At 34.4% G+C, this 26,112-nt stretch carries 24 protein-coding genes; all 24 read left to right on the top strand.

Translation table 11 applies throughout. The annotated features are described in order from the left end of the window. Positions 1 to 455: 455 nt before the first annotated feature. The 24 genes from DS031_RS14265 to manA all read left to right on the top strand — a co-directional run bounded on the left by DS031_RS14265 (position 456) and on the right by manA (position 25,928). The gene (locus tag DS031_RS14265; protein ID WP_113806749.1) at positions 456 to 1,199 is read left to right on the top strand and encodes a YveK family protein; all 744 of its coding nucleotides are present in this window, start codon (positions 456 to 458) and stop codon (positions 1,197 to 1,199) included. Next, positions 1,189 to 1,890 carry a CpsD/CapB family tyrosine-protein kinase gene (locus DS031_RS14260; protein WP_113806748.1) on the top strand — a complete coding sequence of 234 codons (702 nt, stop codon included), beginning with the start codon at positions 1,189 to 1,191 and terminating at the stop codon, positions 1,888 to 1,890. Before DS031_RS14265 ends, DS031_RS14260 begins: the two co-directional genes overlap by 11 nt. A 129-nt stretch (positions 1,891 to 2,019) precedes the next feature. After that, complete coding sequence (locus DS031_RS14255; protein ID WP_113806747.1) at positions 2,020 to 2,787, top strand: tyrosine-protein phosphatase; 768 nt, start codon at positions 2,020 to 2,022, stop codon at positions 2,785 to 2,787. Between the two features lie 28 nt (positions 2,788 to 2,815). Further along, positions 2,816 to 3,697 carry a UTP--glucose-1-phosphate uridylyltransferase GalU gene (gene galU, locus DS031_RS14250; RefSeq protein WP_113806746.1) on the top strand — a complete coding sequence of 294 codons (882 nt, stop codon included), beginning with the start codon at positions 2,816 to 2,818 and terminating at the stop codon, positions 3,695 to 3,697. A gap of 78 nt (positions 3,698 to 3,775) precedes the next feature. Further along, positions 3,776 to 4,402: a sugar transferase gene (locus DS031_RS14245; protein WP_245947436.1), complete on the top strand. Its 627-nt coding sequence runs from the start codon at positions 3,776 to 3,778 to the stop codon at positions 4,400 to 4,402. A 109-nt stretch (positions 4,403 to 4,511) separates the two neighbouring features. Then, positions 4,512 to 5,615, top strand: coding sequence for a glycosyltransferase family 4 protein (locus DS031_RS14240; RefSeq protein WP_113806745.1), 1,104 nt, complete (start codon positions 4,512 to 4,514; stop codon positions 5,613 to 5,615). Positions 5,616 to 5,661: 46 nt separating this feature from the next. Next, complete coding sequence (locus DS031_RS14235; RefSeq protein WP_113806744.1) at positions 5,662 to 6,996, top strand: glycosyltransferase; 1,335 nt, start codon at positions 5,662 to 5,664, stop codon at positions 6,994 to 6,996. Further along, complete coding sequence (locus tag DS031_RS14230) at positions 6,965 to 7,903, top strand: glycosyltransferase family 2 protein (protein ID WP_181833170.1); 939 nt, start codon at positions 6,965 to 6,967, stop codon at positions 7,901 to 7,903. The genes DS031_RS14235 and DS031_RS14230 overlap by 32 nt, the downstream gene beginning before the upstream one ends. Before the next feature lie 36 nt (positions 7,904 to 7,939). Beyond that, the gene (locus DS031_RS14225) at positions 7,940 to 9,226 is read left to right on the top strand and encodes an O-antigen ligase family protein (RefSeq protein WP_113806742.1); all 1,287 of its coding nucleotides are present in this window, start codon (positions 7,940 to 7,942) and stop codon (positions 9,224 to 9,226) included. 92 nt (positions 9,227 to 9,318) lie between these two features. Then, the gene (locus DS031_RS14220; RefSeq protein WP_113806741.1) at positions 9,319 to 10,836 is read left to right on the top strand and encodes a lipopolysaccharide biosynthesis protein; all 1,518 of its coding nucleotides are present in this window, start codon (positions 9,319 to 9,321) and stop codon (positions 10,834 to 10,836) included. 45 nt (positions 10,837 to 10,881) lie between these two features. Continuing rightward, a complete protein-coding gene (locus tag DS031_RS14215; RefSeq protein WP_113806740.1) occupies positions 10,882 to 11,778 on the top strand; it encodes a sulfotransferase domain-containing protein in 897 nt (298 codons plus the stop codon). Positions 11,779 to 11,839: 61 nt separating this feature from the next. Next, a complete protein-coding gene (locus DS031_RS14210) occupies positions 11,840 to 12,769 on the top strand; it encodes a sulfotransferase family protein (RefSeq protein ID WP_181833169.1) in 930 nt (309 codons plus the stop codon). Positions 12,770 to 12,826: 57 nt separating this feature from the next. Then, positions 12,827 to 13,795 (top strand): sulfotransferase, encoded by a 969-nt coding sequence (locus DS031_RS14205; protein ID WP_113806738.1) that lies wholly within the window; start codon positions 12,827 to 12,829, stop codon positions 13,793 to 13,795. A gap of 28 nt (positions 13,796 to 13,823) precedes the next feature. After that, positions 13,824 to 14,711 carry a glucose-1-phosphate thymidylyltransferase RfbA gene (gene rfbA, locus DS031_RS14200; RefSeq protein ID WP_113806737.1) on the top strand — a complete coding sequence of 296 codons (888 nt, stop codon included), beginning with the start codon at positions 13,824 to 13,826 and terminating at the stop codon, positions 14,709 to 14,711. A gap of 29 nt (positions 14,712 to 14,740) precedes the next feature. Further along, positions 14,741 to 15,289: a dTDP-4-dehydrorhamnose 3,5-epimerase gene (gene rfbC / locus DS031_RS14195; RefSeq protein ID WP_113806736.1), complete on the top strand. Its 549-nt coding sequence runs from the start codon at positions 14,741 to 14,743 to the stop codon at positions 15,287 to 15,289. 13 nt (positions 15,290 to 15,302) lie between these two features. Beyond that, positions 15,303 to 16,328, top strand: a complete 1,026-nt coding sequence (gene rfbB / locus DS031_RS14190) for a dTDP-glucose 4,6-dehydratase (protein ID WP_113806735.1) — start codon at positions 15,303 to 15,305, stop codon at positions 16,326 to 16,328. After that, positions 16,321 to 17,175 (top strand): dTDP-4-dehydrorhamnose reductase, encoded by an 855-nt coding sequence (gene rfbD, locus DS031_RS14185; protein ID WP_113806734.1) that lies wholly within the window; start codon positions 16,321 to 16,323, stop codon positions 17,173 to 17,175. The genes rfbB and rfbD overlap by 8 nt, the downstream gene beginning before the upstream one ends. A 51-nt stretch (positions 17,176 to 17,226) precedes the next feature. Further along, positions 17,227 to 18,411: a sulfate adenylyltransferase gene (gene sat / locus DS031_RS14180; RefSeq protein WP_113806733.1), complete on the top strand. Its 1,185-nt coding sequence runs from the start codon at positions 17,227 to 17,229 to the stop codon at positions 18,409 to 18,411. 15 nt (positions 18,412 to 18,426) lie between these two features. Further along, positions 18,427 to 20,205, top strand: a complete 1,779-nt coding sequence (locus tag DS031_RS14175; RefSeq protein ID WP_113806732.1) for an SLC13 family permease — start codon at positions 18,427 to 18,429, stop codon at positions 20,203 to 20,205. Between the two features lie 17 nt (positions 20,206 to 20,222). Next, positions 20,223 to 20,825, top strand: coding sequence for an adenylyl-sulfate kinase (gene cysC / locus DS031_RS14170; protein WP_113806731.1), 603 nt, complete (start codon positions 20,223 to 20,225; stop codon positions 20,823 to 20,825). Between the two features lie 17 nt (positions 20,826 to 20,842). Beyond that, positions 20,843 to 22,210, top strand: a complete 1,368-nt coding sequence (locus DS031_RS14165; RefSeq protein ID WP_113806730.1) for a sugar phosphate nucleotidyltransferase — start codon at positions 20,843 to 20,845, stop codon at positions 22,208 to 22,210. Between the two features lie 81 nt (positions 22,211 to 22,291). Continuing rightward, positions 22,292 to 23,107, top strand: coding sequence for a 3'(2'),5'-bisphosphate nucleotidase CysQ (gene cysQ, locus DS031_RS14160; protein WP_113806729.1), 816 nt, complete (start codon positions 22,292 to 22,294; stop codon positions 23,105 to 23,107). Positions 23,108 to 23,191: 84 nt separating this feature from the next. Then, positions 23,192 to 24,940, top strand: coding sequence for a phospho-sugar mutase (locus tag DS031_RS14155; RefSeq protein WP_113806728.1), 1,749 nt, complete (start codon positions 23,192 to 23,194; stop codon positions 24,938 to 24,940). A 31-nt stretch (positions 24,941 to 24,971) separates the two neighbouring features. Continuing rightward, complete coding sequence (manA, locus tag DS031_RS14150) at positions 24,972 to 25,928, top strand: mannose-6-phosphate isomerase, class I (RefSeq protein ID WP_113806727.1); 957 nt, start codon at positions 24,972 to 24,974, stop codon at positions 25,926 to 25,928. The last annotated feature ends 184 nt before the right edge of the window (positions 25,929 to 26,112 follow it).

Below are 26,112 nucleotides of genomic sequence, written 5' to 3'. Positions count from 1 at the left end.
AATACTTTTTTCAGAGATTTTCTCTATAAGAAGTTCATACATTTCATTTTCTGTATTTTCTACAGAACAATAACGGTAATATGTATAACTGGCAAGGCCTCATACAATAAATCAAACAAATATTTCTAAACTCCAAAATAGTATTTTTATTAGATTTTTACCTCTTTCGGAATTGTGAATATAAGGTATTTTTGCACCTATATGTCGAATTCTGTCTATAACAACCGTTTGAAAATAATTCTAAAGCTAATTATAATGTGTAAGTAAGAAGTTTCCAAAGTGCGTTTTTGTTATTGTAAGTATTTTTTTCCGTTTGTTATAAAAAAGAGTGTTGCATATGTTTACTTATTTTGTAAAAATGAGATAGTGTTATTCTTAACAAAAACTCAACAAAAAAGGACAATTTTCTATGCTATAATACAGAATATAAAAAATCTTACTATTTGGAGGAGAAAATGGAAGAGACAATTAGCTTAAAAGAGGTTTTTGCAGTATTAAGAAAACGATTATCAATGATCTTACTCATTACCATTATTGCTACTGCAACGAGCGGCATCATTTCTTTTTTCTTTATCACGCCAATCTATCAATCTTCAACACAACTTCTAGTGAATCAATCAAAATCCGAAAATCAAATCATAGATCCAAATCAAATTAAATCAAATCTTGAACTTATTAACACCTATAACGTTATTATGAAAAGTCCAGCGATTTTAGAAAAGGTAATTGATGAATTAGATCTTAACAAAACAGCAAGTCAGTTAAACAGCCAAATTAGCGTAAGTGCCGTCAATAATTCACAAGTTATTTCAGTTACTGTAGAAGATCCAGATTCAGCGAAAGCTGCAAAGATTGCGAATACTGTTGCAGCAGTTTTCCAAAAAGAGATTGCAACCATTATGAACGTTGATAATGTAAGTATTCTTTCACCAGCAGAATTAGTGAGTAATCCTTCACCGGTAAAGCCGAATCCTGTGCTTAATATGGCGATCGCATTCGTGGTTGGTTTAATGATTGGCGTAGGACTAGCGTTCTTACTTGAATATCTTGATAATACGGTGAAAACAGAGCAGGATCTTGAGAAGTTACTTGGTTTACCTGTACTTGGTGCAGTTGGAGAAATCAATGTAGGTGAGGGTGCAAGTGCTCCAGGACGCTCTAGAAAACAGAAGTTAGGAAGTGAAAGCCTTGAGTCGTAAAAAAAGAGGATCAATTGTTACGAATAAACAGCGAAGCTTAATTGCTCATTATAAGCCGAAGTCACCGTTTACGGAGCAGTACCGTACCATTCGTACGAACATTCAATTTGCATCTGTTGATCAAGATATCCGGACATTAATGGTTACTTCACCAGGTCCTGGGGAAGGGAAATCAACAACAGCAGCAAACATTGCCGCTGTGATCGCACAGCAAGGGAAGCGCGTCCTGCTTATCGATGCTGATATGCGTAAGCCAACCGTTCACTACACATTCCAAACTTCTAATACACAAGGTGTAACAAATGTGTTAACGAGACAATTAACATTGAATGAGGCTGTATTAGCAACTGAAGTTGAAAACTTATCTATCCTTTCAAGCGGTCCAGTTCCACCGAATCCGTCAGAATTACTTGGGTCAAAGATGATGGATCAGCTGATTGATGAGGCGTTAAAAACATTTGATATGGTGATCTTTGATACACCGCCGATTCTTGCGGTAACCGATGCACAAATTGTCGCAAATCGCTGTCAAGGGTCAGTGCTTGTTGTCTCAAGCGGAAAAACAGAAAATGAAGCAGCACTTAAAGCAAAAGAAAGTCTTGAACATGCCAAAGCAAAGCTTCTTGGTGTTGTGTTAAACCGTAAAGAAATGAAGCAGGGTCAATACCATTATTATTACGGCAATAAATAAAATCGCACATTTTGTGACAATTTAACACAAAATTAACAATTGTGTGTTAAACTATATGTAAAATACAGGTAAGTGCTTTTAATCCATAAATACAGTAAGCATACTGTAGGATAGAAAGGGGGAGAGGTTATGATTGATATTCATTGTCACATCTTACCCGGGGTAGATGACGGTGCACAACATGAAGCGGCAAGTGTTGACATGGCAAAGGCTGCTGCAGCACAAGGCATTACCCACATTATCGCAACACCACACCATAAAAATCGAGAGTGGGATAATGATAAGTCTTCTATCCTGCAGGCTGTTAGTCATTTAAACAAGCTGTTACAAGAGCAGCAAATTCCACTAACAGTGCTGCCGGGACAAGAAACTCGTATTTATGGAGAGATGGTAGCAGACTATGCAGCTGGTAAGTTATTAACGTTAAATGATACGGGCAAATACATCTTTGTTGAATTTCCGTCAAATCATGTGCCGCGTTACACAAATCAGCTTCTTTTTGATTTACAGTTAAAAGGTCTTACACCAATTATCGTCCATCCAGAGCGGAATACAGAAATTATTGAACACCCCGATGTGTTGTATAAGTTTGTGAAAGATGGAGCATTAACGCAGGTAACGGCTTCAAGTGTAACAGGGGATTTAGGGAAGAAAATACAGAAATTCTCAAATCAACTCATTGAACACAGACTTACACATTTCGTAGCATCCGATGCCCATAATACTTCGACAAGACCTTTTCGTTTAAGGGGGTCTTATGACCTAATTGAGAAACAATTTGGAGTAGATGTGAGGTATATGTTTCAGGAAAATACAGAGCTGTTAGTAGAGGGCAAGAATGTATTTGTAGATGTTCCTGAAAGAATTAAGCGAAAAAAGTTTTTAGGATTATTTTAATATAGAAACATAGAAAGGTGGATGAAGATTGAAAAAAGTAAGAAAGGCAATTATTCCAGCTGCGGGCCTTGGTACAAGGTTTTTACCAGCAACAAAAGCAATGCCAAAAGAAATGCTTCCAATTGTTGATAAGCCGACGATTCAATACATAGTTGAAGAAGCGGTGGCATCTGGTATTGAGGACATCATTATCGTAACTGGTAAAGGGAAGCGTGCAATTGAAGACCACTTTGATAAATCATTTGAACTTGAACAAAATCTATTAGAAAAAGGTAAGCTAGACTTATTAGAAAAAGTAGAAGCTTCTACAAATCTAGCAAATATACACTATATTCGTCAAAAAGAACCTAGAGGGTTAGGTCATGCAGTATGGTGTGCACGAAACTTTATTGGAGATGAGCCATTTGCGGTATTGTTAGGTGATGATATTGTACAAGCTGATAAGCCTTGTTTAAAGCAACTAATTGAGCAGTATGAAGAAACAGGTTCATCTATAATCGGTGTGCAAACTGTACCTGATGAGCAAACACATCGCTATGGAATTGTTGATCCATTATTAAAAGAAGATAGACGTTATGGTGTTAGTAATTTTGTAGAAAAACCAGTAGAAGATGCTCCTTCAAATTTAGCGATAATGGGGCGTTATGTGTTGACGTCAGAAATTTTTGTTTTTTTAGAAAAGCAAGAGATTGGTGCAGGTGGAGAGATTCAGTTGACAGATGCAATCCAAGCTTTAAATGAGAGTCAAGAAGTATTTGCATATGATTTTGAAGGTGTTCGTTATGATGTAGGAGAGAAATTAGGGTTTGTTTTAACAACAATTGATTTTTCACTGAAAGATAGTGAGCTAAGATCACAGGTGCTGAACTACCTAGAAAAGACTCTTCAAAAAGAAAAAGTAGACAACTAAATTAATAGAAGGGGGAAAACAGTCTTGGATAACAGTATAATCCGCGCGGGTAAATATACTTCTAATGTTCATGAAACAATAACTATAGAAGAAAGTAGACCTTACAACACAGCAAAGCGTTTACTAGATATTACAGGTGCTTTAATAGGATTAATTTTACTTCTTCCATTGTTTTTTGTTGTGGCGCTTTGTATTAAGTTAGAAGATCCTAAAGGTCCGATCTTATTTAAACAAATAAGAGTAGGGAAAAATGGAAAAGAATTTAATATGTACAAGTTTCGCTCTATGGTATCTAATGCAGAAAAACTGCTTGAACAGTTACTAGAAAAAAATGAAACGACCGGTGCAATGTTTAAAATGAAAAATGATCCTAGGGTTACTAAAATTGGACGTTTTATTAGAAAAACAAGTATTGATGAACTTCCACAACTTTGGAATGTTCTAAAAGGTGATATGAGCTTAGTAGGTCCTCGTCCGCCATTGCCTAATGAGGTTGAACAGTATACGGATTATGATAGACAGCGTTTGCTCGTTGTGCCTGGGTGTACAGGTTTATGGCAAGTTAGCGGTCGCAGTAATATTGGTTTTGAAGAAATGGTTGAACTAGATTTAAAGTATATTACTGAACGTAACATACGTTATGACTTTAAATTAATAGTAAAAACGTTTCTGTTACTGCTGTTTGGAGATAAAGGAGCATACTAATATCTTTTTCCTTTCCAGACAAGTTACTTGTTTAAGGACGGTAAACTAAAATAGAATAAAGAGCGGTTCAATCTTAAGCACTAAATTTACTTGGAGGATCTGTTAAACTATGAATGCAAAAATCGTTGTCAACGGAACTTTTTTAATGAAACCTGTAACAGGGGTTCAGCGTTATGCACGTGAAATTATAAAGTCCTTAAATAAAAGCGGTTATACCGATATTATTATCATTTCTCCAAAAGAATATGAGGAAGAACATTTCATGGGCTATCCTGTTATTCGCGATTCCCTTTCATTTCCTTTAAAAAATCAATGGTGGGTATGGGAGCAAACAAGATTGCCGAGTTTATTTAAACGCTATGCAAAGACACATATATTATGGAGCCCGACGAATACAGGTCCTGTTACGGTTTCAAATCAAGTTGTTACGATTCATGATGCAGCTGTATTTGCAGGTCCCAATTGGTTTTCGAATTTTGGGGGGAAGTATTATCGAATGTTGCTACCTTTGCTTGGAAAACGAGCAAGGCATATTTTAACTGTTAGTGAGTTTTCAAAGAGTGAATTAATAAAGTATGGAATTACTAAAAAGAGTGATATTTCAGTAGTGCCATGCGGAATTGGACAAGAATTTTTAAATGAAGATCTAAAAAGAAATGGCGCAAAAAAGCATTCTTCCGGTTTTGTTTTAAATCTTGGCTCACGAGATCCAAGAAAAAATGTGTCAGCACTTCTTTCATCATGGAATAAATTAGATGAAGGTATCGCTTCAAATAAAAAGCTTGTTGTTGTCGGCGGACATAATAGAGGGTTTAATAATGAAGGAATTAAAGAAGAAGTTCTTCACCCCAATATTGATTTTGTCGGATATAAAACCGATGAAGAAATTATTGAACTGTATCAAAATGCAGATTTATTTGTTTTCCCTTCCCTGTACGAAGGATTTGGATTACCTCCGTTAGAGGCGATGGCTTGCGGCACACCAGTAGCGGTTGCTAACGCTGCGAGTTTACCGGAAGTATGCGGAGACGCAGCAATCTATTTTGATCCAACTGATGAAAAGGATATTGCAGAGAAGATTAGCAAGGCATTATCTGGTACGGTAAATCTAGAAACATACAGAGAAAGCGGACTGCAGCAAGTGAAAAAATTCACGTGGGAAAAATCAGCGGAAAAGCTGATTAAGGTTTTTGCAAAGCTTCATAGGGAGTAAAAGAAGAAACCTTATAGACTTAAATCAATTAAAGGAATGTTATGATATGCGCAATCATGCCAAAGTGGTTTTTATAAGTACCTTATATCCGTTTAAAATTGATAATGGTAAGAAGGTTGTGTTAAATGGTTTTCTTACTTACTTAGTTGAACGGTTTGGCGGTGAAAATATTGAATATGTACTAATTAATGACAAAGAAGAAATCGCCCAAAACGTGCCGGTAAAGCTTATATCTATTGATAAAGCCAGTACCGCTGAAAAACTGAAAAATTTATTGCTACATGTTTTATTAAAACGTGATAAGAGCATACAAGAGGCAATGATTTACTCTAGGAAAGTAGGACAAGAACTTCAGCAGCTTCTTGATAAATCACAGCCTGATATTATAATTTGCGATACGTTTCGAATTGGACAATTTTTTGAAAAAGATATTTCACATGTAACAGGTTATAAGATTCTTTATTTGGATGATTTGTTTTCAATTAGGTATCAAAACATGATTCGTACATTGAAGAAGTTTCCAAGCGCAAACTTAAATCCATTAGGAAATTTCGACAAGTTTGTTCCTAGTTTCTTAAGGCCAATCGTTAATTTTCGTCCCATGTTAAAATTCATTTTAGAGTTAGAAAAAAAGTTAGTGTGGCAAACGGAAAAGCGAATTGTAAACTTCTTTGATAAAAATTTACTTATTAGCAGCCAGGAAACAGCTCATTTAAGAGAGGCAACAAATAATCCAAGTGTTGAAGCCGTGAATCCATTGTTGCTAAACGGTAATAAGGCCGAATTGAATAGAGCGTATAACGGTAATGCCGAATTTATCTTTCTAGGTTCTTTAAATATTCCTCATAACAAATTTTCAATTGTCCATTTTATTACTACCCAAATGGATGAGGTTATTAAACAGGTACCGAATTTTAAATTGCGAATTATCGGAAGAAATGCAGATGAAGAGCTGTTAAATATCGCTGCAAATTATAAAGATCATATTAGTGTTGAAGGGTATGTGAAAGATTTAGAAGCAGTGTTTAATGAAGCTTGTGGAATGCTTATTCCTTTAGTATTTGGAAGCGGCGTAAAGTTAAAAACACTTGATGCTATGTCATATGGTCTTCCGATCATTTCCACAGGATTTGGTGTCGAAGGAATTGATGTAACAAACAAGTTAAACTGTATCGTTGAAGACGATTTAGATAAATATCCAGCATTAATAGAAATGCTGTGTAATGTCAAAACAAATGAAGAATTTTCAAAAAATGCAAAGAACTTCTATACCCAAACATATACGAAAGATGCTATTTTTAAGCAATATGATCAACTTTTTAATTCTAATACAAAAGTAGGTGCTAATCGTGCAGCCTCACGTAGGAGTTATTCTAGTTAACTATAATGGTTATGAAGATACAACAGCATGCATTAATTCATTGCTGCAGTTAAATTACTCAAGTAAAACCATATATGTTGTTGATAATCAGTCACCAGATGGATCAGGGGAGAGGCTTCATTCCTGGATAAAAAACAAACAAAGTAAGGAATTGAAATTTATCCAGTCTAAAGATAACTTAGGGTTTTCGGGTGGCAACAATTTGGCAATGAAGGAAGCGTTAAAAGATGGAGTACAGTATGTATGGTTAATTAATAACGATACAGAAGTAGATTCTAATGCGCTCCTTAAAATGGTGTCCGCATTGACAGAAGATAACAAAATCGGAATGGCAGGATCTAAAATTTATTATTATAATTCCGATCTTCTTTGGTATGCAGGCGGTTATTTTAATTCGTTAGGTTTGCCGAGACATCGTGGTTTAGATGAACAGGATGCTAAAAATACATTATATAATGAATTGTCGGAAACAGATTTTATTACAGGATGCAGCCTGTTAGTAAAAGCTGAATTAATTCAGCAAATCGGAATGCTTGATGACGACTTTTTTATGTATTATGAGGATGCTGAATGGAGTCTTCGCGCCAAAAAGAATGGATGGAAGTTAGTATATGTTCCCGAATCAATTGTTTGGCACAAAGTAGGTTCTTCTACTGGTAGAGAAAAAAAAGACCATTCGCCAATTATTGAATATTACGATATTCGAAATAATATCTTTTTTATCAAAAAAGTTTACTCTAATGCTGAAAAGATCATCCCAACCTTTACAATCGTTTTAAAATTAGTAAAGAAACATGTAAGGTTGGTAATTAGCCAAGAAACAAGGAAAAAGGAAAAGTTAGCTATGATCTATCAAGGCTTATATGATGCAATGGTTGGAAATAAAGGATTATTGAAAAAAAAATAAAGGCTGTTTAATTCTTTTTATAAGGTGGAGGGAGATTTGAAAGAACAAAATTATTTAAATAATGTTATTAGTACTAGGAATAATAATAGTATTATCTTATATATAATTAACCTTATAATAGGGGTATTAATTATAGGAATTACTAACCTTCCCTCTAGTTCAGCAGTTCCTATCTTTAAGGTAGTAGATACTCCTCTAGGTGCAATCTCATTTACTAGAATAACTTTATTAATGACACTTCTTATATGTATTATGTATTTGTTATTAGTAGGAAAAGTACCTAAGCTAAGCTCAATTGATGTTAGTATGTACCTTTTAGCATTAACAGTAATCATCAATTACAAAGATGTTACAAAATTAGCTTATTTTTTCCTTGTAATTATTGGTTCTTATTTTCTGGGGAAAATAATAGTATTTTTTAGATTCGAAAGTTATTTACGTAAATCAATAATTATAGGTGGGATAATACAAGCAATTTTAGTTATTTACTCAACTTATGTTAACCCAATAATAACCTCAGCAGGTGAAAACTGGTGGTATGCTGGAACTAATGGAATCGAAGGAGCAATTAGTAGTGTTAGGGCGTCTGGAACTATTGGACATCCAGTTGTACTTGCCGCAGTCCTAATGCCTTCAGTATTAATTTTACTAGACGATATTTTGACTAAAAAAGGAAGAATAATTCTATTTTTGCAGGTTCCTATTATTCTTACAATATTATTTGCTATCTTTTTAACATATTCTAGAGGTACTTGGTTATCGCTAATTGGAGTCTTTATTTACATTCTTTATAAATATGGTGTATTTAAGAAATTAAAATCCTGGGTAATAGGTACAGTAATATTAATAGCTTTTTCATTGTCTCCTTTTGCAGCCGATATTTCTCAAAGGCTAGCATTAACAGATAGTGGCCATTTTTCATTCTCACACCGTCAATATATGTATGGTTGGTCTTTTCAAAGAGTTTTAGAAGATCCAATTTCCTTTTTATTTGGGCATGGGATTGGGGGTTCTAAAATCTTACTTCAAGAATATCCACCTCCAGATGCATTACTTGTAATAGATAATATATATTTAACATTTCTTGTTGAAATGGGTGTTCTGGGCTTAGGATTGTTAGGTTTTACTATATATAAGTCTATAAAGGTTTACTCTATGCAAAAGTTGAATGGCAATATGTGGGTATTATTTATTATCTTAGGTTTAAGTCTTAATGGAATAACCTTTGAAATATATAATTGGGAGCAAATAGGATCCTTATTTTGGATATTAATAGGGATGGCAAGTGCAAAACGATATTGTTTATTGCATAGTAAATATTAAATTTGAAACACAGTTAATATTTAAGTTGATTCTTTATTATTTTTATAATAGGTTAGTCAATTTTAGAGCTTTTGTGAAAGGTAGAATATATTATGAATAGCCAATTAGATATAAATGCGGATAGTCTATTAAAAAAGTTCAAAAAAGATTCATTAGTATATGCCCCTGCTATATTAATACCTGCCTTCCTAAATGTTTTAACTGTTACAATTGTAACAAGGCTTTTTTCTGCTGAAAGTTTTGGTCAGTATTCAATAGTAATAGCTTCGACCGGTATTTTTGTTGCACTGATATCTCAATGGATAAACCAATCAATCCAGAGGTATCGACCAATTTATAAAAAAAACAACAAACAAACTGAATTTAATCTCCATATAAATTATATGATTTTTGGTTTAATAATTGGTTGTGGTTTAATTTCAATTTCCTTTGCTCCTTTTATGAATACGTTAATGGGTGATTACGAGGTTTACTATTGGCCATCTGTAATTTTAATTATATTACAGAGTATTTATTCTATAATATCGACAATATATAGGGCAGATCTAAAGGCAAAATACTACAGACTATTTCAAGTTTTAAATGCTATTTTAAAATTGTTAATTGCTTTAGTTTGGATTTTGCTTATCAAAAAGGAAATAATTGGATTAGTTTGGGGGGGGATTATCTCTTTTGCTTGTTTAATTGTACCTATGTATGTGGCAAGTGGACTATTTCACATTGAAAAATCACCTATTGGTAAAAATCTGAAATTATTTTGGGGATTTTCAATGAAATTTATGGTTTATGGTTTTCCAATGTTAGGTTGGTTTTTAGGTACTTCCTTATTAAATTTAGGTGACCGTTATATGTTAGAGTACTTTAGTACCAGTGAGCAGGTAGGAATATATTCCGCTAACTATTCACTAGTAATGACAGCGTTGGGCTTAATTAGCACACCTCTTTTAACATCAGCACATCCAGTTATCATGAATGCTGCTGATAATTTAGATAGGGAGAAACTAAAGGAGGTAATATCCAGGTTTTCGAGAGTATTTCTAATTGTTATAGTTCCATTAACTGTTTATATAATTGTCTTCCGTACTGAAATTACCAATATTTTACTTGGTGAAGAATTTAGGGAAGGTAAGCAAATAATACCTGTACTCATAATAGGGATGGTAGTATGGAAGTTCTCAATGTTTGGTCATAAAGGCTTAGAAGTTGAAGAAAAAACAAGAATAATGCTTTGGTTTGTAGTTATTGCGACAGTGTTTAATTTACTTCTAAATGCATTGCTAATTCCTGATTATGGTTATGTAGGAGCAGCAAATGCAACTTTAATAAGCTTTTTAATTTATCCAATTTTAATATACTTTTATTCTAGGAAAAATACCCCTTGGGTTATTAAGGGTGATTCAGCGATTAGGATAATATTATGTTCTATCATAACAGGATTATTATTGTCTATAATAAATTCTTTTTTAAGGGAATTTATTCCTTCTTTTATTTTAATTATTATAGGCTGTATTAGTTTTATTATAATCTACTTATTACTTTTATTAACAACAAATGAACTTAATATTCAAGAGAAAAGAGCACTAAATCGAATGTTTGGAATGACTAAGTGACTTATTTGATATAGGTTCTTTATTTAGGAGGTTAAAGGAACTTTTATGTTAATTCATATCGGATATCATAAAACGGGTACTACTTGGTTTCAAAAAACTTTTTTTAAAGAACATTCTCAGTTAACTACACCATTTAGTTACGAGGAGATTGTCGAGAAAATTGTCTATCCACATAGTTTGCACTTTAATGGGAATAGCACGAAAATTTTTTTTGAGGATAAAATTCAGGAATGTTTGCAAAAGGGGGAAACGTCCGTTCTTTCTTCCGAAAGGCTTTCGGGAAATCCCCATTCAGGTGGATATGATAGTAAAGAAATTGCGGACCGATTATATGAAGTTTTTCCAAAAGCAAAAATATGGATTGTTATTAGGAATCAAATAGATATAATAGCGTCTAATTATAAACAATATGTTAGAGAAGGTGGAACAGGGACAGTAAGAAATTATTTGAAAGGTGACCCTCCAGAAAGGATACCTTCATTTAGCCTTCAGCATTTTGAGTACTTTTATTTAATCAAATACTATCAAGATCTATTTGGAAAAGAAAATGTAATGGTTTCCTTATATGAGGACTTTAAAAGTAATCCAAACGGTTTAATAAAAGATTTGTGCAAATTTATAGGGATAAATCAAGAATTTAATTATAGTCAAAATAAATCTTTAGTTAATAAGAGTTTTTCCGATTTATCAATCAAAATTTTACGACCGACTAATATTTTTAATTATTATCCATCAATGGCTCAATATCCAGTTATAAACTTACCAGGCAGGTTTTTATTAAGGCGTTCTCTACGTGTTATGGACAAGGCAGTTGGTAAACAAGTAGCAAAAAATACAATAAAAAACGAAGTTAGGGAAATTATAGGGAATTATTATGAAGAATCTAACAACGAACTAAGTAAGCTTTTAAATATAAACCTTCATGAAAAGGGATATATGTAAAGGTATTTTAATGAGAAATAACTCCCATTGATAACTTAACATGGAAAGGAGCCATCAGAGAGTGGAGAAAATAAAAAAAGAAAACTTAAACAAGAGTTTATCAAGATGGCCCAATTTTTATATTGTCGGAGCAGCTAAATGTGGAACTACTTCTTTATACTACTATTTAAACAGTCACCCAAATGTTTATATGTCAACGATGAAAGAACCACATTTTTTTGCTCAGGTTAATCCAACAAAGGAACAAAGGCATATTGTTCCAGTCGTTTCGAATGAGGTTGACTATTTAAAGTTATTTGAGGGCTGCGAGGATGGTATGCTAAAAGGGGAGGCAAGCCCATCTTATCTTTGGTCAGAGAAAGCACCTTTAAATATTTATGAAAAAGCCCCTGATGGGAAAATAATTATTTTATTACGAGATCCTATTGAAAGAGCCTATTCTCATTATTTAATGGACTTTCGTCAAGGTGTTCAAACAAAATCATTTTATGAGGCATTAAAAGAAGATTACAGTAAAAAAGAAAAAGGCTGGGGAGTCTCTCACTTATATGTAGAGCTTGGATTGTATTATGAGCAGGTTAAACGGTATTTGGAAACTTTTGGAGATGATCAAATCAAAGTTTTACTATTTGAAGATTTAAAAAGCAATCGTGAAAGTTTAATGGAAGAAATTTGTGGCTTTTTAGATGTTGATTTTAACTTGTTAGCATTTGAGAAGGATAAAGTATACTTGCGTTATGCTGCACCCAGGAATAAATTAGCACAAAAGGTGATGGGGAATCCGATGATTCGTAATGCAGCCAAGTTTGTGCCACAAGCATTCCGAACAGGAATTAAGGATAAAGTATTGTTTAAGCGTACAGAAAAGCCAAAAATGGATGAAAACTCTAAAAACTTTTTAAAGGAAGTTTATGAAACTGACCTTCAACAACTAGAAAGTTTGCTAAATAAAGATTTATCAAAATTAAGAAAAGTATGGGATGTCAATTAAAATCAGCAATTAAAGTTTATTGTGAACAAGTTTTAAAGTGAAAGGAGGAGTTTATCAATGCTCAAAAAAGCTGTAAAGAAACCAATTTTATTAACAGGCGCCCCGCGAAGCGGTACAACGTTTGTAGGAAGGATGTTAGATCTTTCGTCATCAATTGGTTATTTTCATGAACCATTTAATGTTCAATTTGGGATTGAAGGTATACACGAAAATTTTATATATATTTATGAAGGAATGGAAAATGAAAAATATTATGAAAATTTACTCTGTGATTTATTAAAGGGGAAAGCTAAATATAAGCGAGCTCCTTTAGATGTTGTTAATCAAGATAAACCATTATTTATTAAAGCTAGAAACTATTTAGGAAGAGCAATTATTAAAAGTAAACCGAATGTAAACTATTATAAGGTTAAGTTAACTCCTAGTATAGAGCGGTATTTTTTAAAAGATCCAATAGCATGTATGTCGAGTGAATGGCTTCATCGAAAGTTTAATATGGATGTTGTTATCTTATTACGCCATCCTGCGGCATTTGTAAGCAGTTTAAAACGTTTAAATTGGCGTTTTGATTTTAGACATCTTTTAAATCAACCTGATTTGTTAAGGGAGCATCCAGAAATCCTTGAAATTATCAAGGACTATGATGTGAAAAACTTATCGATTGTTGAAGAAGGCGCCCTATGGTGGACTTCTATCTATACGGTTCTGTTCAAGTATCTTGATAGAAACCCTAACATGATTGCATTTAGGCATGAAGATATTTCAAATGATCCATTTGAGAAATTTAAGGAGCTTTATGAACATCTAGGAATGGATTATACACCACAGATCCAAGAAAAAATTAAAGATTTTACGGATAATTCAAACCCAACTATTGCTGAAAAAAATAAAGTACATGTCTTAAAACGGAATAGTAAAGAAAATACAAAGGTATGGAAAAAGAAGTTATCATCTGAGGAAATTCGATTAATTAAAGAGATTACTGAACCTGTAGCTAAAAGGTACTATTCAGAAATTGACTGGTAAAACTTTTTGACAAATAGGGGGGATTAAGATGAAAGGCATCATTCTTGCAGGTGGAAGTGGAACAAGACTTTATCCGTTAACAAGAACAATATCTAAACAACTATTACCTATTTATGATAAACCAATGATTTATTATCCACTATCAATTTTAATGTTATCTGGAATTAAAGATATTCTTATTATTTCAACTCCAGAAGATACACCTCGTTTCGAAGAATTACTTGGTGATGGATCAGAGCTAGGAATTTCACTATCTTATGCTGTACAACCTTCTCCTGATGGATTAGCTCAAGCTTTTATTATTGGTGAGGAATTTATCGGTGATGACGATGTTGCATTAATTTTAGGTGACAATATTTTTTATGGACATGGATTAACAGAGCTTTTAGAAAATGCTGCAAACCGTGAAAGTAGTGCAACAGTCTTTGGTTATTATGTAAACGATCCTGAACGTTTTGGTGTAGTAGATTTTGATGATAATGGAAAAGCTGTTTCAATTGAAGAAAAGCCTTCTGACCCCAAAACTAATTTTGCAGTAACAGGCCTGTATTTTTATGATAACCGTGTAGTAGATATTGCAAGAAATATCAAACCTTCATCACGTGGTGAATTAGAAATTACAGATGTAAATAAAGCATATCTTGAAATGGGTGACCTACATGTAGAATTGTTAGGTCGTGGCTTTGCATGGTTAGATACAGGAACACATGAATCATTATTAGAAGCTTCGCAATTTATAGAGACTATTGAAAAGCGCCAAAGCTTTAAAATAGCTTGTATTGAAGAAATTGCATTTAATAAAGGATATATTTCAAGAGAACAATTAATTGCTTTAGCAAAACCGTTAATGAAAAACGAATATGGGAAGTATTTAATGAGGATAGCTAATCCGAAACAATCTTTACAGCATGTATAGTAAACTTTGTAAATAATAGGAGTGGAAGCATGAATATTATTGAAACCAAGCTTTCTGGAGTGAAAATTATTGAACCAAAAGTATTTGGTGATCATCGTGGATTTTTTACGGAAAGCTATAGTGAAAAGGTCTTTTATGAAGCTGGGATTGATTATAAGTTTATCCAAGATAATCATTCACTATCAGTTGAAGCAGGAGTTCTTCGTGGATTACATTATCAACTAAACCCCAAAGCGCAAACAAAACTTGTACGCGTAGCTACTGGAGCTATTTATGATGTAGTTGTAGATATCAGAAAATCATCCTCAACCTTTGGACAGTGGGTTGGAGTAATTTTAAGTGAAAGTAATAAACGTCAGCTTCTTGTACCAAAAGGCTTTGCACATGCCTTTTGCACAATTACTCCTAATACGAATGTTCTATATAAAGTTGATGAATACTATTCACCAGAAGATGATCGAGGTATTCTATGGAATGATCCTGAACTTGGAATTGATTGGCCGATCTCAAATCCAATTTTATCTGAAAAAGACAGTAAGCATCCTTTATTAAAAGATGCAGAAATTAACTTTGAATAAAGGAGAAGAGAAAATGAATTTATTAATAACTGGTGGCGCAGGTTTTATTGGTAGTAACTTTGTTCGCTATATGTTAGAAAGATACCCTGATTACAATGTTATAAACTATGATTTACTAACATACGCGGGTAATTTAGAGACTTTAAAAGATGTAGAGCACTTATCAAATTATACATTTGTGCATGGAGACATTGGTAATCAAGAATTAGTTGATCATATTGTAAAAACACATAAAGTTGATGTGATTGTAAACTTTGCTGCAGAATCTCATGTGGATCGCAGTATTACAGAACCCGATGTTTTCGTAAAGACAAATGTACTTGGTACACAAGTATTATTAGAAGTAGCAAAAGCTAATGATATTACAAAATATGTTCAAATCTCTACTGATGAAGTATACGGTTCACTTGGTGAAACAGGTTACTTTACAGAAGAAACACCACTTGCGCCAAATAGTCCATATTCAGCTAGTAAAACAGGTGCAGACCTTTTAGTTCGTTCTTATCATGAAACATACGGTATGAATGTAAATATTACACGCTGCTCAAATAACTATGGACCATACCACTTTCCAGAAAAATTGATTCCTTTAATGGTTACAAACGCACTAGAAGGAAAAGAGCTTCCTGTGTATGGTGATGGTAAGAATGTACGTGATTGGTTACATGTAAAAGATCACTGTTCTGCTATTGACCTTGTAATTCATAAAGGTGAACCAGGAGAAGTTTACAACATTGGTGGTCACAATGAGCGCACAAACATTGAAATTGTACAGCTTATTGTAGAGAAATTAGGAGCTTCTAAGGGTCTAATCAAATATGTAGAAGATCGTTTAGGACATGATCGTCGTTATGCAATTGATCCAACTAAGATTACAACTGAATTAGGTTGGAAACCTGAATATACATTTGATAAAGGTATTGAGGAAACAGTGCAATGGTACTTAGATAATAAAGAGTGGTGGCAGCGTATTAAATCAGGCGACTACATGGAGTATTATAAAAAACAATACGAAGGACGCGAAAAGGTTAATGCTTAAGATAGTTGTCACAGGAGCTAACGGACAGCTTGGTGTCGATATGGTTAGTCGTTTGAAAGTAGAAGAGTATGAAGTATATGGATTTGGAAGGGCAGAACTTGATATCACAAATCAAGACCAAGTAAACCAAAAAGTAAAGGAAATTCAACCAGATATTATTATACATTGTGCAGCTTATACGGCAGTAGATTTAGCAGAGACTGAAGTAGATCAAGCTTTCCTTGTAAATGGTATTGGCACAAGAAATATTGCTGTTGCAGCAGAAAAAGTGAATGCTAAGCTAGTTTATGTAAGTACTGATTATGTATTTAACGGACAGGGTGAAACTCCCTACACAGAGTTTGACGTTACATCACCGTTAGGCGTTTATGGAAAATCAAAATTAGCTGGCGAACAATTTGTACGAGAACATCATTCTAAGTTTTTTATTGTTCGTACTTCTTGGGTATTTGGAAAGCATGGCAATAATTTTGTGAAAACGATGTTAAAACTTGTTCAAGATAGAGATACGCTTTCTGTTGTACATGATCAAGTAGGGTGTCCTACTTATACAGTAGATTTAGCAGAATGTATTTCAAATCTTGTTAAAACTGAAAGATACGGTACATACCATGTTTCTAATTCTGGAAGCTGTTCTTGGTATGAGTTTGCCAAAGAAATATTCAGTCAATCTAATATTAAGGTTGATGTGCAGCCGGTAACAACAGAAGAGTTTCCAAGGCCTGCTCCAAGACCTAAATACTCAATTTTCGAACACTCAGCATTAAGATTAAATGATTTCCCTCCAATGCCTGATTGGAAAAAAGCTCTAGGGGAATTTCTGCAACACCTTGATGACAGTATCTAACTTTTATATGGTTGTTTTGGTATTAAAAAATATTAAACTGGAGGTTTTATTATGACAACTGCAACAACAGAAAAAATTCAAACAATCGCACCACATGGCGGTACACTTGTTAATCGTGAAGTGAAAGGATCCGAACGAGAAGAAAAACTTGCTAAAGCTGAAGGGCTAGCTTCTTTAACAATTTCAGCATGGTCAGTTTCTGACTTGGAATTAATTGGGATTGGTGGCTTCAGCCCTCTGACAGGATTTATGGGACAAGCTGACTATGAGCGTGTTGTAAAAGAAATGCGCCTTGCTGATGGTACAATTTGGAGTATTCCAATTACATTACCTGTAACACAAAAACAAGCAGATCAGTTTGAAATTGGCCAAGAAATCGCACTTAAAGGTGAAGATGGCGTTATTTACGGTGCACTGCAGCTTGAAGAAAAGTACACATATGACAAAGAAGCAGAAGCACAAAATGTTTACGGTACAACAGAAGATGCTCACCCTGGTGTTAAGAAAGTTTACGAAAAAGGTGAAGTACATCTAGCTGGCCCAATTACATTATTAAACCGTCCAGATCATGGTCAATTTACAGATTTCTATAAAGATCCAAGTGAAACACGTCAGATGTTTGTAGATCTTGGTTGGAAAACAGTTGTTGGTTTCCAAACTCGTAATCCTGTACACCGTGCCCATGAATATATTCAAAAGAGTGCATTAGAAATCGTTGATGGTTTATTACTTAATCCACTTGTTGGTGAAACAAAATCTGATGACATTTCAGCTGAAATTCGTATGGAAAGCTACCAAGTGATCTTAAAACATTACTACCCAGCAGACCGTTCTCGTCTTGTTATTTACCCAGCAGCGATGCGCTATGCAGGTCCAAGAGAAGCGATTCTGCACGCATTAGTTCGTAAAAACTACGGCTGCACACACTTTATCGTTGGTCGTGACCATGCGGGTGTTGGCGACTACTACGGCACATATGATGCACAGGAAATTTTCAATAACTTCACACAAGAAGAAGTTGGCATTACGATTTTAAAGTTTGAGCATTCTTTCTTCTGTAAAAAGTGCGGCAACATGGGTACAGCGAAAACTTGTCCACATGGAAAAGAAGAGCACGTTCATTTAAGTGGTACAAAAGTACGCGAAATGCTTCGTAACGGCGAAAAGCCACCAAAAGAATTCTCTCGTCCAGAAGTTGCAGAGGTTCTTATCAGAGGTATGCAGGAAACTAACTAAGGAATGTGATGACTAGTGACCTTTGAAATAGGGTTTGTATTACTGGTTGTAATTTTAATGATGGTTGGGCTAGTTTTTGAGCTAGCTCGACCAGATATGATTGTATTTGTTGCTTTAACAATTTTTCTTTTAACAGGCATTTTAACGCCAGATGAAGCATTAAAAGGTTTTTCAAATGAAGGAATGCTTACAATTGCCCTGTTGTTTATTATTGCAGGAGCAATTCAAAAGAGTGGGATTGTTGATCAATTTACAACAAAGTTGTTAAAAGAAAGTAAATCGACTAGTGGCACATTATTAAAAACATTAGTTCCGGTATCCAGTCTATCTGCCTTTTTAAACAATACCCCAATTGTAGTAGCTCTAACACCTATTATTCGCAAATGGTGTGCAGATCATGGTATTTCACCATCAAAATTTTTGATTCCACTATCATATGCAACGATTTTAGGTGGAACGATTACTTTGTTAGGAACTTCTACTAATCTAGTCGTACATGGTTTAATGCTGGATTTTGGGATGGAAGGTTTCTCAATGTTTCAGTTAGGTATTGTTGGAGTACCATCTGCAATTATTGGACTGCTTTATATTGTAACAGTTGGGTATAAACTGCTTCCAGATCACAAGATATTAACAGATACAGTTAACGAACAAAGTAGAGAATATTTATCAGAAGTACGTGTTGAAGCTGATTTTCCTTACATCAACCAATCAATTGAAAAAGCAGGCCTTCGTAAGCTTAAAGGTCTTTACTTAATTGAAATTATTCGTAACAAGGAAAAAATTTCACCTGTAAGGTCATCAACAAAGATTCAACAAGGTGATCGTCTGATTTTTACTGGATTAATTTCTACTATTGCCGAACTGCAGCAAATGAAAGGTTTAAGAGTAGCAGCTGGAACAGACTTAAATCTTGATATGTTGAAAAATGGTAATACAAAGCTTGTTGAAGCAGTTGTTTCTCATCAATCTAGTTTATTGTATAAAAAAATTAGGGATACAGGGTTTCGAAGTCGCTTTGATGCGGGCGTTATTGCCGTTCACCGTAATAGTGAGCGGATTAAAAGTAAGATCGGTGAAATCACATTAAAATCAGGTGATTCTCTATTACTTTTAGCGGGTCCTGATTTTCAAAAGAGAATGGCACAATCGAATGACTTTTATGTTGTAACAGCACTAGATACTCCTGTTTGTCTAGAAGATACAAGAAAAGGTTGGATAGCTCTTGGTGCATTGTTATCGATGATTTTACTTGTTACTTTAAATGTACTAACAATGTTTAAAGCAATGAGTTTAGCAGTTGTAATCCTGCTTTTAACACGTGTACTAACACCAGAAGAAGCAAAGCGTTCTGTACAGTTTAATATTCTACTTTTGATCGCAAGTTCCTTCGGTGTTGGTATGGCTTTATTAAAAACAGGTGCAGCAGAATGGATTGCGAACGGACTTGTGAAGGTTGGACAACCATTTGGAATTATCGCAATGCTGTTTATTATTTATTTAATTACTAATCTGTTTACTGAAATTATTACGAATAGTGCAGCAGCAGTCATGATGTTTCCAATTGGTCTTGAAATAGCAAACCAGTTAAACATTGACCCAACAGGTATTGCAGTAATGATTGCAATTGCTGCGTCATCAAGCTTTGTAACACCGATTGGTTATCAAACAAACTTAATTGTCTATGGTCCTGGTGGCTATAAGTTTACCGATTATTTCAAAATAGGAATTCCGTTAAGTTTAATTGTAATGACTATCACAGTCTTTATCGTGAACTTAGTTTGGATTTCATAGGGAGAGGGAGAACAAAAATGAAAGCAACAAATATTGTATGGCATGATGGACAAGTAACAAAACAAGATCGTCAAAAATTAACAAACCATAAAAGTGCGGTACTATGGTTCACAGGTCTTTCAGGTGCAGGGAAATCTACTGTATCTGTAGCAGTTGAACAAGCACTTCATGAGCGCGGTATTCACACATATATTCTCGATGGGGATAATGTTCGTCACGGTTTAAACAAAAATTTAGGCTTCAGCCCAGAAGATCGTACGGAAAACATCCGTCGTATTGGTGAAGTATCAAAATTATTTGTTGATGCAGGTGTTGTAACATTAACAGCATTTATTTCTCCATACCGTGAAGACCGTGATATGGTTCGTGAACTAAATAATGAAGGTGAATTCATTGAAGTTTACGTAAAATGTGATGTTTCAGAATGCGAAAAGCGTGATCCAAAAGGCTTATACAAAAAAGCTCGTGCTGGTGAAATTAAAGGATTTACTGGAATTGATGCACCATATGAAGCGCCAGAAAATCCTGAAATTGTTGTTGAAACAGACAAGCAGCCTCTTGAAGAGTCTGTAAACCAAATTATTAATTATTTAACTGAAAAAGGTTATATCAACCAATAAAAAAAGGGGAGATAACCATGAACCTTGTATTATTATCAGGTGGATCTGGTAAACGTCTATGGCCTCTGTCAAATGACTCTCGTTCCAAGCAGTTTTTACGTGTACTAGAAAATGAAGATGGTAAGTTAGAATCAATGGTGCAACGTGTATGGGGACAGCTTGAGGCATTAAACTTAAGTGATTCTACTGTTATTGCGACAAGCAAAAGCCAAGTTGAAATGATTCAAAATCAACTAGGACAGCAAGTGCCTATCATTATTGAACCAGAGCGACGTGATACATTCCCTGCTATTGCTTTAGCAGCAGCATACCTTTATTCTATACAAGGTGTCGGTCTTAATGAAGTCGTTGGTGTATTACCAGTTGATCCTTACGTAGAAAATAAATTCTTTGATCGTGTTAAGGACTTAGAAGATGTATTGTTATCTTCTAATGCACAACTTGCATTAATGGGAGTTAACCCAACTTATCCATCATCTAAGTATGGTTATATTGTTCCAGAAACTATTGAAGATGATCATATTAAAGTTAGTCATTTTAAAGAAAAGCCTTCTGAAGAAGATGCAGAACAATTAATTAAAGATAATGCGCTGTGGAATTGCGGCGTCTTTGCATTTAAGTTAGATTATATTATTTCTATGCTTGAGGTCAAAGGTTTACCTATTCAATATGATGAGTTATCAAAACAATATAGTAGACTTGAGAAAACGAGTTTTGACTATGAAGTTGTAGAGAAAACAAATCAAATTGTTGCGGTTTCTTATGATGGTTACTGGAAAGACCTTGGTACATGGAATACATTAACAGAAGAAATGGCTGGAAATATGATCGGTAAAGGTATTATTAGTGAAGACTCTAATAATACACATTTAGTAAATGAATTAGATATTCCTGTTACAATTCTAGGTGTACCAAATGCTGTGGTGGCAGCAAGTCCAGATGGAATCTTAGTAGCTGATAAAGAATCGAGTCCCCGTATTAAGTCTTTATTAAATGGATTCGAGCAACGCCCAATGTATGAAGAACGACGCTGGGGTTGGTATAAAGTGTTGGATCATACAAAATATGATGAAGGCAATGAAGTTCTTACAAAGCGTATCGGTATTAAAACAGGTAAGAATTTAAGTTATCAGCAGCATTTCAAGCGTAGTGAAGTATGGACAATTATTAAAGGTGAGGGCGAATTTGTGTTAGATGATACAATTCGAAATATTAAGCCAGGTGATGTTTTAGAGATTCCTGTTGAATCAAAACATGCAATTAAAGCAATTACAGATTTGGAGTTTATTGAAGTTCAGACAGGTTCTGAGCTAATAGAAGAAGATATTGTCCGTATTTTTATGAATTGGGATGAAATAGAGGCTAATTGCGCATCCATGAAATAGTAACTTAAAAGGTCACTATAGGAAAGAATAATCCTCTAGTGATCTTTTTTAAAACTAAAACAGAGAAGGCAGGTTAAAAACATGCTTGAAAAAATAAATGTGGTTAATATTATTAACATCTCTATTGAAGCTGGTGATAAGATTTTAGAAGTATATGAATCTGCAGATTTTGGAGTGGAAAATAAATCAGATAACTCACCATTAACATTAGCAGATAAAAAATCAAACGATGTTATTACAGAACAATTAGAAAAGTTATACCCTGAAATTCCAATTTTAAGTGAAGAAGGAAAGCATTTAACTTACGAAGAGCGTAAGAATTGGGAATATCTATGGGTAGTTGACCCACTTGATGGAACAAAAGAATTTATTAAACGTAATGGTGAATTCACTGTAAATATTGCTCTTGTACATAATGGTACACCAGTACTTGGAGTAATTTATGCACCAGTACTTGATACGGTATATTTTGCAAAGCAGGGATTTGGATCTTATAAATTAGAAAATTCCAAGGAACATTTTGATAGTAAAGTTGAAGAGAGCAGTTTAGTTAAGACTGCTATAAGCTTACCAATTCAACAAGATAGAAAGCGTACTACTGTTATTGCGAGTCGTTCTCATATGTCATCAGAAACGGAAGAATATATTAATGAGCTTAAGAAAGAAGTAGGCGAAGTAGAAATCACTTCAGCTGGAAGCTCTCTTAAATTATGTTTAGTTGCTGATGGTACAGCTGACGTGTATCCACGTTTTGCACCAACAATGGAATGGGATACAGGCGCTGGACAAGCAATTGCTGAACTATCAGGTGCAGCTGTTACAAGAACAGATAACGGTGAAAAACTTAAATACAATAAAGAAAACCTTTTGAATCCTTGGTTTATCGTTAAGAGGTAATTTAGTTGATATAAAAAGCCACTAATAACTTAATTTTAGTGGCTCCAATTTTGAGAATTTACTGTAATTTTATAGGAGGTAACCATGAATTGGAAAATGAATTATAAGTTATGGGCCAACAATTCAAAGTTAGATAACGAGATTATAGAACAATTAGAACAAATTAAGGATAATGAACAATTGCTCGAAGACTCTTTCTACAAAAACCTCGAATTCGGTACAGGCGGTATGCGCGGTGAAATTGGCCCTGGCACGAATCGTATGAACATCTATACAATCCGTAAAGCTTCTGAAGGTCTAGCACGCTACATAGAAGCACAGGGAGAAGAGGCGAAAAAACGCGGTGTTGCAATTGCTTATGATTCGCGCCATAAATCTCCTGAATTTGCACTTGAAACAGCATTAACACTTGGAAAACATGGTATTCAAACCTATTTATTTGATGGGCTTCGTCCAACACCTGAATTGTCATTTGCGGTTCGTTATTTAAATGCATATGCGGGTGTTGTAATTACCGCAAGTCATAACCCTCCAGAATATAACGGCTATAAAATTTATGGTCCAGACGGTGGACAAATTCCTCTTTTAGCTGCAGAAGAAATTATTGCAAAAGTGAATGAAATAGAAAATGAATTAGAGATTGAAGTGGCTTTAGAGGCTGAATTAAAAGAGTCTGGTTTACTAAAAGTGATTGGCGCAGATATTGATGAGGTATATGTGAAAGAACTTCAAACGATTTCTGTAAACCCTGAAGTTATTGAACAAATGGCAGCTGATATAAAAATTGTCTTTACACCGCTTCATGGTACTGCGAATAAGCCAGTACGTGATGGACTTGAAGCACTAGGTTTTCGTAATGTAACAGTTGTAAAGGAACAGGAACTTCCAGATCCAAACTTTTCAACAGTTTCTTCACCTAACCCTGAAGAACATGCAGCATTTGAGCTTGCAATTAACTATGGTAAAGAAATTGATGCAGATGTGTTGATGGGTACAGATCCTGATGCTGATCGTGTTGGTGTTGCAGTAAAGAGCTTAGAAGGTGAATATGTTGTTTTATCAGGCAACCAATTGGGCGCCTTAATGCTTTACTACCTTCTTTCTCAAAAGAAAGAAAAAGGCGAACTTTCTGAGAACGGTATTGTACTAAAAACAATTGTAACATCTGAAATTGGCCGAGATATCGCGACAAGCTTCAATTTGCCAACAGTTGATACATTAACAGGTTTTAAATTTATTGGGGAAAAGATTAAAGAATTTGAAACATCTGGTGACCATACATTCTTATTTGGTTATGAAGAAAGCTATGGCTATTTAATTGGAGATTTTGTACGTGATAAGGATGCCGTTCAATCTTGTTTAATGGCAGCAGAGGTAGCAGCTTATTATAAATCCAAAGGAAAAACACTTTATGAAGCATTAATTGATATTTTTAAAGAGTATGGATATTACCAAGAATCCCTTGAATCATTAACACTAAAAGGTAAACAAGGATCAGAACAGATTGTTGCTATTATGACAGCTTTTCGTAATGAGCCGCTAAAAGAAGTTGCTGGACATAATGTTGCAGTAATGGAAGATTACCAAAAGAGTGAACGTCAATATACTACAGGTGAGAATACTGAGGAAATTCTATTACCAAAATCAAATGTTTTAAAATATAAGCTTGAAAACGGGGCATGGTTCTGTCTTCGGCCATCTGGAACAGAGCCGAAAATTAAATTCTATTTTGGTGTGAAAGATGAAACATTAGAGAAAAGTCAAACACTTCTTAAACAGTTAAAAGAGCATGTGCTTGAAAAAGTAGACAGCATTGTTAATGTGCAGGCATAGATAACAAAAAGGTATAAAAGGGAGCGGGATGATGGTGAAGGAACCTATCTTTTTAAAGCCAGTTTTTAAAGAGCGAATCTGGGGAGGGACGGCTCTTAGAGATCAATTTAATTATGAGATTCCATCAGATCAAACAGGAGAATGCTGGGGTATTTCAGCGCACCCCCATGGTTCTTGTGAAATTATAAATGGACCACTAAAAGGAAAAACACTTGATCAAGTATGGGAAAGTAATCGTGAGTTATTTGCGGACCAAGAAGGTGAAGAATTCCCTTTACTAGTAAAAATTCTTGATGCAAATAATGACCTTTCTGTTCAAGTACACCCAAATGATGAACAAGCTTTAGAGTTGGAGAATTACCCATTTGGCAAAACAGAATGCTGGTACATTATCAACTGCGAGGAAGGCGCAGAAATCATTTACGGTCACTATGCACAATCTAAAGAGGAATTTGCCCAAATGGTGGAAGAAGAACGTTGGAATGATTTACTTCGTAAAGTAAAAGTAAAGCCAGGCGATTTTGTTTATGTCCCAAGCGGAACGATTCATGCGATAGGTAAAGGGATTCGTATTCTGGAAACGCAGCAAAGTTCTGATATTACTTATCGTGTCTATGATTATGATCGTCGTGATGCAGAAGGTAATACACGTGAACTTCATATTGAAAAGTCAATTGAAGTATCAATGACACCACACCAAGATGTAGCATTAGAATCAATAGAAGAAGTAAAAGAAGGGTTAACAAGTAAAAAGTTAATCGAAGAAAATTATTTTACCGTCTATCACTGGGATTTAGACGGCGGTGTAACAAATGAAGTAGAGGATAATTATTTATTAGTGAGTGTATTAAATGGTGCTGGTGAGCTTATCATATCAGGTAATACTTATTCATTTAAAAAAGGAGATCATTTTATTATTGCTTCTACGATAAGTAATTACGAGCTAAATGGACAAGCTGAGTTTATTGTGTCACATCCAGCAAAATAATGTATAAAAGTCTTCTTTCAGAGGGAGAAAGAAGACTTTTTGTAATATATTATCAGGCGTGTTAATTATCCAAAATTAGACAGACTAATCTTGTAGAAATTTGAGTATCTTTTCAAAAATGCCATCATTTCTGAAAACCAATCAATCGAAAGTTTACCTGTCTCTAGTTTTCGTTTAAATGCAA

This window comes from Bacillus taeanensis (genome assembly GCF_003318295.1).
In the GTDB taxonomy this organism is placed as follows: Bacteria; Bacillota; Bacilli; order Bacillales; family UBA6769; genus Maribacillus; species Maribacillus taeanensis.
Note: the sequence above shows the minus strand (reverse complement) of the source record. Positions and strands in the feature narration are given on the sequence as shown.